The organism is Citricoccus sp. NPDC055426 (genome assembly GCF_040677445.1).
GTDB lineage: Bacteria > Actinomycetota > Actinomycetes > Actinomycetales > Micrococcaceae > Citricoccus.
On the sequence record NZ_JBFARZ010000008.1, the window covers coordinates 1 to 13,754 of the forward strand.

The window sequence follows — 13,754 nt, forward strand, 5'->3', positions numbered from 1 at the left end:
GGACCCCCCCCCCCCATTTTCTGGGGGGGGGTGGGGCCCCCCCCCCGGCCGCCGGCCCCCCCCCCCCCCCCCCCCCCAACCCCCCGAGAATTTCTTCCGTCAGGCGGCTACCGTGCGGATGGCCCGGCGCACCAGGCCGATCGCGCCGCGGAATCCCTCGCGGGCATCGTCTGCGCCGAACCTCAACACGGTCCAGCCCTGCCGGATGAAGGCCTGATCGCGCCGTAGGTCCCTCTTCAGCTGCTCTGTGTTGCCGTGGTGCTCCCCCTCGTACTGGAGGGCGATCTTCCAACCGGGGTAGCCCAGGTCTGCGGTGGCCGGGAAATGTGCCGAGTACTCGGGGTCCCAGCATTCGACCTGCAACGTCGGCTCGGGGAGCCCGGCCCGGAGCATCGCCAGCCGGAACTGGGACTCCTTCGGAGAGTCAGAGCTCGTCCTGATCAGGCCCAATGCCTCCCGCGCCCTGGTGATTCCGGACAGGCCCGCATACCGGCCCACACCGTCTCGAAGCCGCTGCACCGTGGTGGAGGGTTCGCTCCGTGACTCCGCCCAGGCGCGGGGCACCCGGACCAGGGAGTCACCCAGCATCACGAGCTCCGTGAGGGTCAACAGGGAGGCACAGTCCAGCCACGTCCTCTCCACCGAGGTGACCCGGCGGCCGTGGATGCGCACGATGTCCTCGTCCAGAACGTCGGAGAAGTGCGTGACCACGGGGCGACGCTCCAACCGTGATCGAGAGGCCGGACGGATGACGTGCACCGTCGGCGGAGAGACCCACTGCTCCGGAAGCCACCATGATCGGAGCAGGGCGGCCGTGGTGTGGGATGCACAGGAGTCGGGCACCGCGGCCAGGACGGTGGACGCCAACGGCAACGACCTGTGGACGGGACCCGCCTCGGTCGAGCCGATCTCGGGTCCTGCAGGGCCGGACTGCGTGGTGGCCGCGGGCTCGGTGCGGGGCCCACGCCAGCGGTACCGTCCCCGGCTGACCCGCACGATGTCCCGGCGCCGAAGCCGCTCGACGGACACCCCGGCCGCCAGGGCCTCGGCGCGGGTGAACACGCCGACCCTCAGAGCCTCCGGGAGCGGACGGGGATGACGCACCACCCCAGTCTCCGATGCTCCGCGGCATCGTGCGGCGGTTATCCACAGGTGGTGATCGCGCCCCCACAGTCAGCCCCGAACAGGCGCCCTGCAGCCGTCGCCCAGCCATTCCTCCGGTTGCGAACGGCCGGGCCCCAGGAGTCCCCCGTAGACTGACGCCCGGTACCGTGGACGGGTACGGCTGTGCCCTGGTCCGGTGGCTCGCGTCAGTGACCCCGCGCGGCCCCCCGCATGCCGCCGTACCGACGTGGACACGCCGTGCCCACCGCGCAGGTCGAAGGTCAGGAGAGTTGTTGAAAGCCAAGAAGGTCTTCAAGGGCCCGATCATCTGGATCGTTTTGGCCGCCGTGTTCCTGATGCTGATCATCCCGGCGCTGACCCAGGGCTCCTCCGCCCGCGTGGACACCAACGTGGGGTTGACGCTGCTTCAGGAGAACAAGGCGGCCCAGGCGAAGATCCAGGACGGTGAACAGCGGGTCGACCTGACCCTGCGCGAGTCCTACTCCCAGGACGGCCGGGACCTCGGTACGGACGTCTACTTCTACTACTCCACGGCCCGTGCCGAGAACGTCGTGGCGGCCATCGACGACTCCGGGCTGGACGGTTTCACGGACGAGCCGGTGCAGAACAACTGGCTGCTGTCCATGCTGGGCTTCCTCATCCCCTTCCTGCTGATCGGCCTGGTCTTCTGGTTCCTGCTGTCCCGGATGCAGGGTGGCGGCGGCAAGGTCATGCAGTTCGGCAAGTCCAAGGCCAAGCTCATCACCAAGGACATGCCGCAGGTGACCTTCGTGGACGTGGCGGGTGCCGAGGAGGCCGTGGAGGAACTCCACGAGATCAAGGAGTTCCTCGCCGAGCCCGCCAAGTTCCAGGCCGTGGGCGCCAAGATCCCCAAGGGCGTGCTGCTCTACGGGCCTCCCGGCACGGGCAAGACCCTGCTGGCCAAGGCCGTGGCCGGCGAGGCGGGCGTGCCGTTCTACTCGATCTCCGGCTCGGACTTCGTGGAGATGTTCGTGGGCGTGGGCGCATCCCGCGTGCGTGACCTCTTCGAGCAGGCCAAGACCAACTCCCCGGCCATCATCTTCGTGGACGAGATCGACGCCGTCGGCCGCCACCGCGGTGCCGGCGTGGGCGGCGGCAACGACGAGCGTGAGCAGACCCTGAACCAGCTCCTGGTGGAGATGGACGGCTTCGACGCCACCACCAACGTGATCCTCATCGCGGCCACCAACCGCCCGGACGTCCTGGATCCCGCCCTGCTGCGCCCGGGCCGCTTCGACCGGCAGATCCCCGTGGAGGCCCCGGACCTGGACGGCCGCCACCAGATCCTCTCGGTGCACGCGCAGGGCAAGCCCATGGCCGAGGGCACCGACCTGCGCTCGCTGGCCAAGCGCACCCCCGGGTTCACCGGTGCGGACCTGGCCAACGTGCTCAACGAGGCCGCCCTGCTCACGGCCCGCTCCAATGCCCAGCTGATCGACGACCGCGCCCTCGATGAGGCCGTGGACCGCGTCATGGCCGGCCCGCAGAAGCGCTCCCGCCTGATGAAGGAGCACGAACGCAAGGTCACCGCCTACCACGAGGGCGGTCACGCGCTGGTGGCCGCCGGCCTGCGCAACTCGGCCCCGGTCACCAAGATCACCATCCTGCCCCGCGGCCGCGCCCTGGGCTACACCATGGTGGTCCCGGAGGACGACAAGTACTCGGTCACCCGCAACGAGCTGCTGGACCAGCTCGCCTACGCCATGGGCGGCCGCGTGGCCGAGGAGATCATCTTCCACGACCCCTCCACCGGCGCCTCGAACGACATCTCCAAGGCCACGGACACGGCCAAGAAGATGGTCACCGAGTACGGCATGAGCGAACGCGTCGGGGCCGTGAAGCTCGGCTCCGGCAGCGGCGAGCCCTTCATGGGCCGGGACATGGGCAGCGGCCGCGAGTACTCCGAGCAGGTGGCCGGCATGGTGGACGCCGAGGTGCGCCAGCTGCTGGACGCCGCCCATGACGAGGCCTACTGGATCATCAACGCCAACCGGGAGATCCTGGACCGGCTGGCCTATGAGCTGCTGGAGAAGGAGACCCTGAACCAGGCCCAGATCGCGGAGATCTTCGCCGGGATCCGCCAGCGTGAGCCCCGCCAGGTCTGGTTGTCCAGCGAGGACCGGCCGGTCTCCACGCAGCCCCCCGTGCTGTCACCGGCGGAGCGCCGGGCGCTCGCGGGGAAGAATGGCGACGTCGGCCCGGCGCCTCGGGACGACGCCGCACCGGAGGCGGTGGATCCGGAGTCCACCTCGGACTCGTTGAGCCCCACGGTGGACCCCACCCCGGGTAGCCAGCTGCCCGGTGAGCCCGACGGCGGCACCGGACGGCCCGGCGGCCCGGCCGGTCCCAGCGACCTGCCGCGCACCGACCTGCCGCGGACCGACCTGCCGCGCACCGACCAGGAATGAAGAGGACCGGGACCGTGAACGAGAAGCAACGCCAGCCGGGCACCGCCGGCGTGGACCGCCCCCGCATCCAGGCCGCCGTGCGGGAGATCCTGGAGGCGATCGGTGAGGACCCGGACCGGGAGGGGCTGCAGGACACCCCCCAGCGGGTGGCCAAGGCCTACGACGAGTTCTTCGCCGGGCTCGTGCAGGACCCGGGGGAGATCCTGGGCACCACCTTCGACATCTCCCACGAGGAACTCGTGCTGGTGAAGGACATCCCGTTCTACTCCACGTGCGAACACCACCTGGTGCCCTTCCACGGGGCGGCCCACATCGGCTACATCCCGAACCCGGAGGGCCGGGTGACCGGCCTGAGCAAGCTGGCCCGGCTCGTGGAGGTCTACGCCCGGCGTCCGCAGGTCCAGGAGCGGTTGACCACGCAGATCGTGGAGGCCCTGATGACCCACCTGACCCCGCGCGGGGCGATCGTGGTGATCGAGGCCGAGCACATGTGCATGTCCATGCGCGGGGTCCGCAAGCCGGGCGCCAAGACGGTCACCTCGGCCGTGAGGGGCCAGTTGCGTGAGGCCTCCACACGGTCCGAGGCGATGAGCCTGATCCTGCACGGCTGACGCCGGCCGGATCCCACCCGCTCCACGAAAGGACCACACCTGATGGATTCGATGGCCGCATCGACCGGAACCGGCCCGAACACGGGACCGATGACGGTGATCCGCAAGATCCGCCGCCGCACCCTGGCCGACCTTCCCACGGACCGCACCCTCGTGATGGGGATCCTCAACGTCACGCACAACTCGTTCTCGGACGGCGGCGCCTACCTGGACGCGGAGGCCGCGATCGAGCAGGGCCTGCGCCTGCTGTACTCCGGTGCGGACATCATCGACGTCGGTGGTGAGTCCACGCGGCCGGGGGCCGAGGCCGTCGACACGCTGACGGAGCAGAACCGCATCCTGCCCGTGGTCGAGGCCCTGCTGAAGGCCGGGGCGGTCGTCTCGGTGGACACCATGCACGTGGCCACCGCCGAGGCGGCGCTCAAGCTGGGCGAGGTCATCATCAACGACGTCTCCGGGCTGAACTATGAGCCGGACATGCCGGAGCTGATCGCCCGCACCGGCGCGACGTACATCCTCATGCACAACCGCGGCACCGCCCAGACCATGGACTCCCTGACCGACTACGAGGACGTGGTCGAGGACGTGGCACGCGAGCTGACGGACCTCGCGGAGGCGTTCCTCGCCGCCGGCGTGCTGCCGGAGCAGCTCATCCTGGATCCGGGGCTGGGCTTCTCGAAGGCCGGCACCCAGAACTGGGACCTGCTGCGCGGCCTGGACCGCCTGCAGTCCCTCGGGTTCCCCGTCCTCGTGGCGGCCTCCCGCAAGCGGTTCCTGGGTACCCTGCTCGCCTCCGACTCGGGGGCCGAGCCCGTTCCGGCGGAGCGGGACCACGCCACCGCGGCCGTCACCGCGCTGTCGGCCCAGCACCGGGTGTGGGGCGTGCGCGTGCACACGGTGGAGCCCTCCCTCCACGCGGTCCGGACCGCACGGGCCTGGCTCGGTCCTCAGGCCGCGACCGCCCAGGCCGAGGCCTGAGCCATGGGCGGGAGCACCGGGGGCCGGCCCGCTGACCGCATCACGCTCACGGGGCTGAGGGCCCGGGGCTACCACGGGGTGTTCGAGGCGGAGAAGCGGGACGGCCAGGAGTTCACCACGGACGTGGTGGTTCACCTGGACGCCGCCCCGGCCGCCGCCGGCGACGACCTGGCGCACACGGTGAACTACGCCCAGGTCGCCGCCACGGTGCTGCGGGTGATCACGGGGGAGTCCCTGGACCTCATCGAGACCGTCGCGGATCGGATCGCCGGGGCGCTGCTGGCCGAGCAGCCGGTGGCCGCCGCCGTCGAGGTGACCGTGCACAAGCCGCACGCGCCCATCGAGGCGGAATTCGCCGACGTCGCGGTCTCGGTGTACCGGAGCCGGACGTGACCGCCGCCGGGCCGACCGCCGGATCCGACGCCGGGCTGGACCGCGTCCCGCAGGACCCCGTCGGTGCCGTCCTGGCCCTCGGCGCCAACCTCGGGGACGCGGCCGCCACCGTGGAGGAGGCGGTCCGCCAGCTGCAGGACACCCCGGGGATCGAGGTGACCGGGGTGTCCCCGGTGGCCCGGACCCGGCCGGTGGGCGGGCCCGCGGGGCAGCCGGACTACCTGAACCTGGTGGTGACCGTGGCGACCCGGCTCTCGCCGACGGCCCTGCTCGCCGTGGGCCAGGGGATCGAGCAGGCCCACCACCGCACCCGTGACGTCCGTTGGGGCCCGCGCACCCTGGATATCGATGTCATCACCTACGGGGACCTGACATCTGATGACCCGGTGTTGACGCTGCCCCACCCGCGCGCCCACACCCGAGCCTTCGTGCTCGCCCCATGGTCCTGGCTGGACCCGGAGGCCACCCTGTCCGGAGCGCGGGTGGCGGACCTCGCGGCCCAGGCGGACGACGCCGGCTCCCTCACCCGCCTGCCCGGCGGCCAGTCACCGGGAGGGCCGGGCTCATGACCGGGATCCGCCCGCTGTGGCTGCTGCTGATCCTGCTGGTGTCCGGCGGGCTGGGCTGGGTGGCCGCCCTGCTGGCGGCGGGCGCGGGGGTGGTGGCGCCGGTGCTGGTGCGGTCCTCCCTGATCACCCTGGGCGCGGTGGCCGTCCTCGTGCTGGTGCTGGGGATCCGCGTCCAGCGGGACAAGCGGCGCCCGCTCGCGGCCCGGATGAACCCGCTGGTGGCCACCCGCACCCTGGCGCTGGCCCAGGCGGGCTCCTACGCCGGAGTCCTGATCGCCGGCTGGCACGGTGGGGTGTTGGTGCACCTGACCGCGGCCACGGGCTTCGGCACCGCCACGGTGAATGACGCGCTGCTGATGGTGATCGCGGGATTGGTACTGGTTATCGTGGGGTACATCGTGGAACAGTTCTGCCGGGTGCCCCCGGATGACGGGGCGGACGGCGCCACGGATACAGACGGCAGGAACGGCGGGGGGAACCGGGGGCGCTCCGGTCCCGCCTACGGCCCTGAGGGGGAAGGCGGCTATGCCAGCACAGCAAGAACGAGGGGCCCGTGACGTGCGCGGCCTCGAGGACGTGGAGTGGACCCCGGTCTCCCCGAAGCTGATCCCGGCGCAGCTGTTCGCCTTGGTGATCGGCACGGTCATCATCACCGCCGTGCTGTGCGTTCCGCTGGTGCTCATGCTCACCGGCGTCTGGCCCGGCTATCCGGCCTGGCTGGCCTGGCTGGTGCCGGCGGTGGCCCTGGTGTGGGGCGGGGTGGACATGCTCCTGGTCCCGCGCCGCGTGGCCGCCATGGGCTTCGCCGAGCGGGAGGACGACTTCCTGTTCAAGTCCGGTCTCTGGTTCCGCCGCGTGCTGGCCGTGCCCTATGGCCGCCTGCAGTACCTGGACGTCAAGGAGGGGCCGTTGCAACGGCGCTTCGGCATCCGCTCGCTCGAGCTGCAGACCGCATCCGCCTCCACCAACGCCACCATCGAGGGCATCCCGGTCGAGGACAGCGAACGACTGCGTGACGCCCTGATGGCCCGCGGCCAGGCGAGGCTGGCGGGCCTATGACGGGCCAGCCAGCGGAAGCGGACGGCCAGGGGCCGGACGAACGGCCTGACGCGGCGGACGGCCAGACGCCGCGCAGGCGACCGGAGGCGGCCGACGGCGAGTGGCACCGCGTGCACCCCATCAGCCCCTGGGTGCGCGGCTGGGTGATCCTCGTGGCCATGCTCTTCTTCGGCAGCCAGTCCTTCGGCGAGGACGCCATCCGGGCCCTGCTGGGCCAAGGCGAGTTCCAGGCGGCCCGGGGGCTGTGGATCACCCTGGCCGTCTATGCCGGGGTCTTCGTGATCATGGTGGTGATCTACTACTTCTCCTGGCGCTTCACGAAGTACCAACTCGCGGACGAGCAGGTCCTGCTGGACACCGGCGTGATCTTCCGCCAGCACCGGCGGGTGCGCTACGACCGCGTGCAGGCGGTGGACATCCGCCAGCCGCTGCTGGCCCGCATCTTCGGTCTGGCCGAGCTCAAGTTCGAGGCGGCCGACGGCGGCTCCACCGCCATGCAGCTGTCCTTCATCAAGGAGGCCGAGGCCCGCGTCCTGCGCGCCGAGATCATGGGACGGGCGGCCGGCATCCGTGCCGGGGTGAGCCCCGAGACGGCGGCGGAGCTCGGCCCGGCCGGCCCGGCGGGGTTGGCTGTGGCGGCGGGCGCGGCCGCCGCAGCCACCACCGAGGAAGCCGACGGGGCGGAACCGCCCGAGGACGTTGGCGCCGCGCCGATCCCCGAGGCGCCGGAGCAGGTCATGCTGCAGGTACCCGTGGGGCGGATGATCGGCTCCCTGATGCTGTCCACCGCGGTGGTGGTCATGCTGTCCATCCTGATCCTCATGGTCGTGGCGGCCGCGGTCCTGGACACGGTGCTGCCGCAGGAGGGCGAGGACAACTGGTGGCTGGTCCTGCTCTTCGCGCTCATCCCCTTCGCGTTCTCACTCATCGGCGTGGTCTGGGGCGGCTTCAACAAGGGCTACAACTTCACCGTGGCCACCTCCCCGGACGGGATGCGGCTGCGCTACGGGCTGCTGGAGACCTCGCAGCAGACCGTCCCCCCGGGACGCGTGCAGGCCGTGCGGGTCAGCCAGGGCCTGCTGTGGAGACCTTTCGGCTGGTACAAGATGGTCGTCAACGTGGCCGGGTACGGCCCGTCCATCGAGGGCGGCGCAGCCGACAAGTCGTTGGTGCTGCCGGTCGGCACCATCGAGGACGTCATGCGCGTCCTCTCCGTGGTGGTCCCGGATCCCGGCCTGGGCCCGGAGCGCACGGCTATGGTCCCGGAGGAACTCGAGACCGCCCCGGACCAGTCCCAGGACGCGCCGGACCAGTCCGACGATGCCCCGGACCAGTTCGAGGACGCGCCGGCGGTCATCCGGGAGGGGATCACCGGCCTCGGTGACGGGCACGGCTTCACCTGTGCGCCGCGGCGGGTGTGGTGGCTGGACCCGCTGACCTGGAGGCGCAACGCCTACCGCTCCACCCGCACCCTGCTGATGCTGCGCTCGGGCCGCCTGGAGCGCTACCTGCAGCTGATCCCCCACGAGCGGATCCAGTCCGTGGACCTGCAACAGGGGCCGTTGTTGCGGCGGCTGTCCGTGGCCACGCTGCGTTTCCACTCCACGCCCGGCCCGGTGGCCCCGCAGCTGGTCCACGCGGACGAGGAGGTCGCGGCCCGGCTGTTCCTCGAGGAGGCGGACATCGCCGCCGTCTCCCGGCGGATGCGGGACCGGAACCAGTGGATGCGCCAGGAGGAACTCGAGCGTTTCGACCAGCGCACCCGTCAGGCGGTGCAGCAGTGACCGGGCCCGGCATCGGACGGGCCGATCCCTCCGGGGCGGCGCCACAGCACCGCCCGGGCCGGCTCGGGGTCGGCGTGATCGGGGCCGGCAAGGTCGGCGCCGTGCTCGGAGCCGCCCTGCGCAACGCCGGACATGCCGTCACCGGGGTCCATGCGGTCTCCGAGGCCTCCCGCACCCGGGCGGAATCCCTGTTGCCCGAGGTGCCCGTCCTCGAGGTCCCCGAGATCCTCCGCCGCTCCGAGATGGTCCTGTTCGCCGTGCCGGACGACGCCCTGCCGGAGCTGGTGGCCGGACTGGCCGAGGCCGGCCACTTCCAGGCCGGCCACCTCGTGGTGCACACCTCGGGACGCCACGGGGTCTCCGTGTTGGACCCGGTGCGCGGTGCCGGTGCCATCCCGCTGGCGATCCACCCGGCCATGTCCTTCACCGGCCTCACCCTGGACCTGGCCCGGCTGCAGGACTGCATGTTCGGGGTGAGCGCGGATGCGGTGGTGTTGCCGGTGGCCCAGGCCCTCGTGGTGGAGATGGGCGGAGAGCCGGCGGTGATCCGCGAGCAGGACCGCGGGACCTATCACGCCGCACTGTCCCATGCCTCGAACCACCTGGTGACCCTGGCCGCCCAGTCGGCGCAGCTGCTGGCCTCGATCGGGGTGGAGCAGACCGAGAGGATGCTCGCACCCCTGATGTCCGCCTCGCTCGAGAACGCCCTGTCCAACGGGGACGGGGCCCTGACCGGACCGGTGGCCCGCGGGGACGTGGGCACGGTGCGCCGGCACCTCGACGTGCTGGACGCGCTGGTGGGCGAGGGGGCCGGGGAAGGCATCCCGGCCGACGTCGGGCAGGCGTACCGCGCCATGGCCGCCGCGACCGCCCAGCGCGCCCTGGCCCGCGGCGCCCTGTCCGAGGCGACCGTGGCCGAGCTGCTGACGCTGCTGGGCCGGTAGTCGAATCGTCAGTTGCCGTGCCGATCGGAGTCCAACCGCTACCGCAACTGACGACTCGATGGGGGCGCTCAGCCCTAGACTCTCCTGCGTGACCCCGCTCGACCGCGCCCCCGACCGCACCCCCGTCCCCACCGGCACCGGCCTGACCCTGGAGGACGCCACCACGCCGGCGACCCCCGGCTCCACCGGCCCGCTGCCTCAGGTGCTCACCACCCGCGCCGCGTTCCAGGCGGCGCTCGCCGAGAAGGTGCGAGCCGCCGTCCAGGCCGGGATCGACGAGCCCACCGTGGGACTGGTCCCCACCATGGGTGCCCTGCACGGCGGCCACGCGGCACTGGTCCGCCAGGCCCGCGCGGAGAATGACATCGTCATCGCCACGGTGTTCGTCAACCCCCTCCAGTTCGGGGATCCCGCCGACCTCGAGCACTACCCGCGCACGCTGGAGGCGGACCGTGCGATCCTCGGTGCCGCCGGCTGTGAACTGGTCTTCGCGCCGGACGTGCAGGAGATGTACCCGGGGTACCCCGATGCCCCGATCGTCACGGTGAGCGCCGGGCGGATGGGGGAGGTCCTGGAGGGGGCCTCCCGTCCCGGGCACTTCGACGGCGTCTGCACCGTGGTGGCCAAGCTGTGGAACATCACCGCGCCCCCGGCCCCGGCCCGGCTGCGCAGCTACTTCGGCCAGAAGGACGCCCAGCAGCTGGCGGTGCTGCGCCGCCTGCAGGCCGACCTCGACATCGCCGTGGAGATCCGGCCCGTGGCGCTCGTGCGCTCGCCGGAGGGGCTGGCCCTCTCGAGCCGGAACACCCGGCTCTCCCCGGACTCCCTCGCGGCGGCCCTGGTGCTGCACCGCGCCCTGGCCGGGCTTCGCCGGGACGCCGACGCCGGCCGGCCGGTGGACCTGGCCGGTGCCCGCGCGCTGGTGCGGGCCGAGCCGCTGGCGGTCCTGGACTACCTCGAGGTCGTGGACCACGCGACGCTCGAGCCGCTGAGCCCCGAGCAGCTGACCGCGCCGCTTCACCGGGAGGCCCTGGCGCTGGTGGCCGCGGTGTTCGAGCCCGTCCGCCTCATCGACAACGTCATCCTGCCGCCCGCCACCGGCTGAACGCTTGCTGAGCGTGCCCTGAGCGGGCGCCGGCTCGGTCTTGAAAGCGGGCGGCCGCCCGTGTTTAGGGTGGGCCATGACGATGAATGAGACCGCCCACGGCGAGAAGAAGCAGACCGTCACCCGGACCATCGAGGCCCCGGCCAAGGACATCTTCCAGATCCTGACCCTGCCGGCCCGCCACCAGGAGTTCGACGGCTCGGAGATGGTCCGTGCCGACGAGAAGTCCCAGCGCATCCAGCAGGTCGGCGACACGTTCGTGATGAACATGCACGCCGAGTCCCAGGGCGGTGACTATCAGCGGGAGAACCATGTGGTGGCCTATGACGAGAACAAGCTCGTCGGCTGGAAGCCCGGCGCGGTCGGCGGGGAACCCGGCGGCTGGCAGTGGGTGTACCAGCTGCAGTCGGTGGACCAGGACACCACCGAGGTCTCCCTCACCTACGACTGGTCCCAGGTGACGGATCCGGACCTGCTGGCGAAGAACATCTTCCCCGCCATCAGCGAGGACCAGATGGACGCCTCCCTGGCCCGGCTGCAGTCCCTGGTCTGAGCAGGCGGGCAGAGGGCGCGGGCGAGGGCCCGGGTCACGGCCCCGGCGGCACCGCTAGGATCGGGGGAACGCCGGACCGGCCCTGAGCCGGCCCGCCACCCACGGCGACCTGCCCTCGGAGGGCCGGGCGCCGCCGTCGTGCCCCGGATACGCCAAGGAGCCCCTCAGTGACTGTGACCAGCCAGCCGACCGCCCGCGAGGACCTCTACCGGCACGTCAACGGTGCTTGGCTCCAGTCCCACACGATCCCCGCGGACCAGGGCGCCTACGGGGCGTTCATGGAGTTGCGGGACGCCTCGGAGCTGGCCGTGAGACACCTCGCCGAGGACGCCGCGGCCTCGTTCTGGTCCGGCCCCGGCGCCGGTGGGGAGTCCGGGCCCGTCACCGCGGGGGACGACGACGCTGGCGCCCGACGCCGCATCGGTGCCCTCTACGCCTCCTTCATGGACTCCTCCGGGGTCGAGGACCGCGGGCTGGAGCCGATCGTGGCCGATCTGGCGCAGATCGAGTCCGTCTCCACGCCGGAGGAGTTCATCCGGCTCTCCGGGCAGCTCCAACGGGCCGGCGTCAGCGGGCTGATCGGCACCGGCGCCCTGAACGACGCCGGCAACCCCGAGCGGATGCTGCTGCACCTCATCCAGGACGGGCTGGGCCTGCCGGATGAGTCCTACTACCGCGAGGAGAAGTTCGCCCCGCTGGTGACGGACTACCGCCAGCACGTGGACAACCTGTTCATGCTCGCCGGGATCGGCGGGGACCGGCAGGAGGCCCAGCGGGACGCCGACCTCGTGGTGGACCTCGAGACGAAGATCGCGGCCGCGCACTGGGACGTGGTCAAGGTCCGGGACGCCGTGGCCCGCTACAACCTGATGGATCACGCCGCGCTGCTCGACTCCTTCCCGCTGGCCGGGCCCTGGCTCGAGGGCGTGGGCGCTGCGGGGGCCCGCAGCGAGGAGGTCGTGGCGTGGCAGCCGGACTTCCTGGCGGCGATGCAGACGCTGCTGGTGCAGGAGGACCTCGAGACGTGGAAGCGCTGGCTGCAGCTGCAGCTGCTGCGTTCCGCCGCGCCGTACCTCACGGAGGCCTTCGTCGCCGAGAACTTCGAGTTCTACGGCCGCAAGATCGCCGGCACCGAGGAGGTCCGGCCCCGCTGGAAGCGGGGCGTCTCCTTCGTCAACGGCGCCGTGGGGGAGGACGTGGGCCGGCTGTACGTGGCCAAGCACTTCCCCGCGGGCCACCAGGCCGCCATGGACGAGCTGATCTCCGCCCTCACCGAGGCCTACCGGCGCTCCATCGGCACGCTGGACTGGATGGGCGAGGAGACCCGGCAGAAGGCCCTGGAGAAGCTGTCCATGTTCAACCCCATGGTGGGCTTCCCCGTGAAGTGGATCGACTACTCCGCCCTCACCGTGGACCCCGGGGACCTGATCGCCAACGTCCGCGCGGCGAACGCCTTCGAGTTCGAGCGGGACCTGGCCAAGATCGAGACGGGCCCGGACCCGGAGGAATGGCACATGACCCCGCAGACGGTCAACGCCTACTACTCCCCGCTGGAGAACGCCATCGTGTTCCCGGCCGCCATCCTGCAGGCCCCGTTCTTCGACCCGGCCCGGCTGGCGGCGGAGAACTTCGGCGCGATCGGTGCCGTGATCGGCCATGAGATCGGCCACGGCTTCGACGACCAGGGCTCGCAGTACGCCGGGGACGGGTCCCTCCAGAACTGGTGGACCGACGCCGACCGTGCGGCCTTCGAGGAGCGGACCGCCCAGCTGGTGGGCCAGTACGAGGCCCTGCGGCCCGCCGAGGCGCCCGAGCACCAGGTCAACGGCGAGCTCACCCTCGGCGAGAACATCGGCGACCTGGGCGGACTCGGCATCGCCCACCAGGCCCTGGGCATCTGGCGGGAGGAGCACGCGGACGGCTCCGGCGGGGACGAGGATGCCGCGCGGGAACAGGACCGGGCCTTCTTCGCCTCCTGGGCGGAGTGCTGGCGCCAGCTGACCCGCACGGAGACGGCCATCACCCGCATCACCTCGGACCCGCATTCGCCGAACGAGTTCCGCTGCAACCAGGTGGTGAAGAACCTGGACGCCTTCCACGCCGCGTACGGAACCGAGCCGGGGGACGCGATGTGGCTGGACCCGCAGCAGCGGGTCACCATCTGGTAGGCCGCCTCCCGCGGTCACCGCGGGCCTCGGCGGGGG

The 13,754-nt window shown here is 71.7% G+C and carries 13 protein-coding genes; 12 read left to right on the forward strand and 1 reads right to left on the reverse strand.

Annotated features, from left to right (window positions below; genetic code table 11):
* Nucleotides 1-99: 99 nt before the first annotated feature.
* On the reverse strand, nucleotides 100-1,104 hold the full coding sequence (locus tag AB0K08_RS11760; protein WP_363354641.1) for a hypothetical protein: 1,005 nt from the start codon (nucleotides 1,102-1,104) through the stop codon (nucleotides 100-102).
* Between the two features lie 293 nt (nucleotides 1,105-1,397).
* Between AB0K08_RS11760 and ftsH the strand changes: the two genes are divergently transcribed.
* The 12 genes from ftsH to AB0K08_RS11820 all read left to right on the forward strand — a co-directional run bounded on the left by ftsH (nucleotide 1,398) and on the right by AB0K08_RS11820 (nucleotide 13,718).
* A complete protein-coding gene (gene ftsH, locus AB0K08_RS11765) occupies nucleotides 1,398-3,554 on the forward strand; it encodes an ATP-dependent zinc metalloprotease FtsH (RefSeq protein WP_363354643.1) in 2,157 nt (718 codons plus the stop codon).
* 14 nt (nucleotides 3,555-3,568) lie between these two features.
* Nucleotides 3,569-4,165 (forward strand): GTP cyclohydrolase I FolE, encoded by a 597-nt coding sequence (gene folE, locus AB0K08_RS11770; protein ID WP_363354645.1) that lies wholly within the window; start codon nucleotides 3,569-3,571, stop codon nucleotides 4,163-4,165.
* Nucleotides 4,166-4,207: 42 nt separating this feature from the next.
* Entirely contained in the window at nucleotides 4,208-5,143 is a 936-nt protein-coding gene (gene folP / locus AB0K08_RS11775) for a dihydropteroate synthase (RefSeq protein WP_363354648.1), read from the forward strand.
* A 3-nt stretch (nucleotides 5,144-5,146) separates the two neighbouring features.
* Nucleotides 5,147-5,536: a dihydroneopterin aldolase gene (gene folB, locus AB0K08_RS11780; RefSeq protein ID WP_363354650.1), complete on the forward strand. Its 390-nt coding sequence runs from the start codon at nucleotides 5,147-5,149 to the stop codon at nucleotides 5,534-5,536.
* Between the two features lie 35 nt (nucleotides 5,537-5,571).
* Nucleotides 5,572-6,105, forward strand: a complete 534-nt coding sequence (gene folK, locus AB0K08_RS11785) for a 2-amino-4-hydroxy-6-hydroxymethyldihydropteridine diphosphokinase (protein WP_363354940.1) — start codon at nucleotides 5,572-5,574, stop codon at nucleotides 6,103-6,105.
* Entirely contained in the window at nucleotides 6,102-6,662 is a 561-nt protein-coding gene (locus tag AB0K08_RS11790) for a DUF3180 domain-containing protein (RefSeq protein ID WP_363354652.1), read from the forward strand. Before folK ends, AB0K08_RS11790 begins: the two co-directional genes overlap by 4 nt.
* A complete protein-coding gene (locus AB0K08_RS11795) occupies nucleotides 6,631-7,164 on the forward strand; it encodes a PH domain-containing protein (protein ID WP_363354654.1) in 534 nt (177 codons plus the stop codon). Before AB0K08_RS11790 ends, AB0K08_RS11795 begins: the two co-directional genes overlap by 32 nt.
* Entirely contained in the window at nucleotides 7,161-8,948 is a 1,788-nt protein-coding gene (locus tag AB0K08_RS11800; protein ID WP_363354656.1) for a PH domain-containing protein, read from the forward strand. Before AB0K08_RS11795 ends, AB0K08_RS11800 begins: the two co-directional genes overlap by 4 nt.
* Nucleotides 8,945-9,892: a DUF2520 domain-containing protein gene (locus AB0K08_RS11805; RefSeq protein ID WP_363354658.1), complete on the forward strand. Its 948-nt coding sequence runs from the start codon at nucleotides 8,945-8,947 to the stop codon at nucleotides 9,890-9,892. Before AB0K08_RS11800 ends, AB0K08_RS11805 begins: the two co-directional genes overlap by 4 nt.
* Before the next feature lie 88 nt (nucleotides 9,893-9,980).
* Entirely contained in the window at nucleotides 9,981-10,997 is a 1,017-nt protein-coding gene (panC, locus tag AB0K08_RS11810) for a pantoate--beta-alanine ligase (protein WP_363354660.1), read from the forward strand.
* A 76-nt stretch (nucleotides 10,998-11,073) separates the two neighbouring features.
* Complete coding sequence (locus AB0K08_RS11815; RefSeq protein WP_363354663.1) at nucleotides 11,074-11,550, forward strand: SRPBCC family protein; 477 nt, start codon at nucleotides 11,074-11,076, stop codon at nucleotides 11,548-11,550.
* Nucleotides 11,551-11,717: 167 nt separating this feature from the next.
* Entirely contained in the window at nucleotides 11,718-13,718 is a 2,001-nt protein-coding gene (locus AB0K08_RS11820; protein WP_363354665.1) for a M13-type metalloendopeptidase, read from the forward strand.
* Nucleotides 13,719-13,754: the final 36 nt, after the last annotated feature.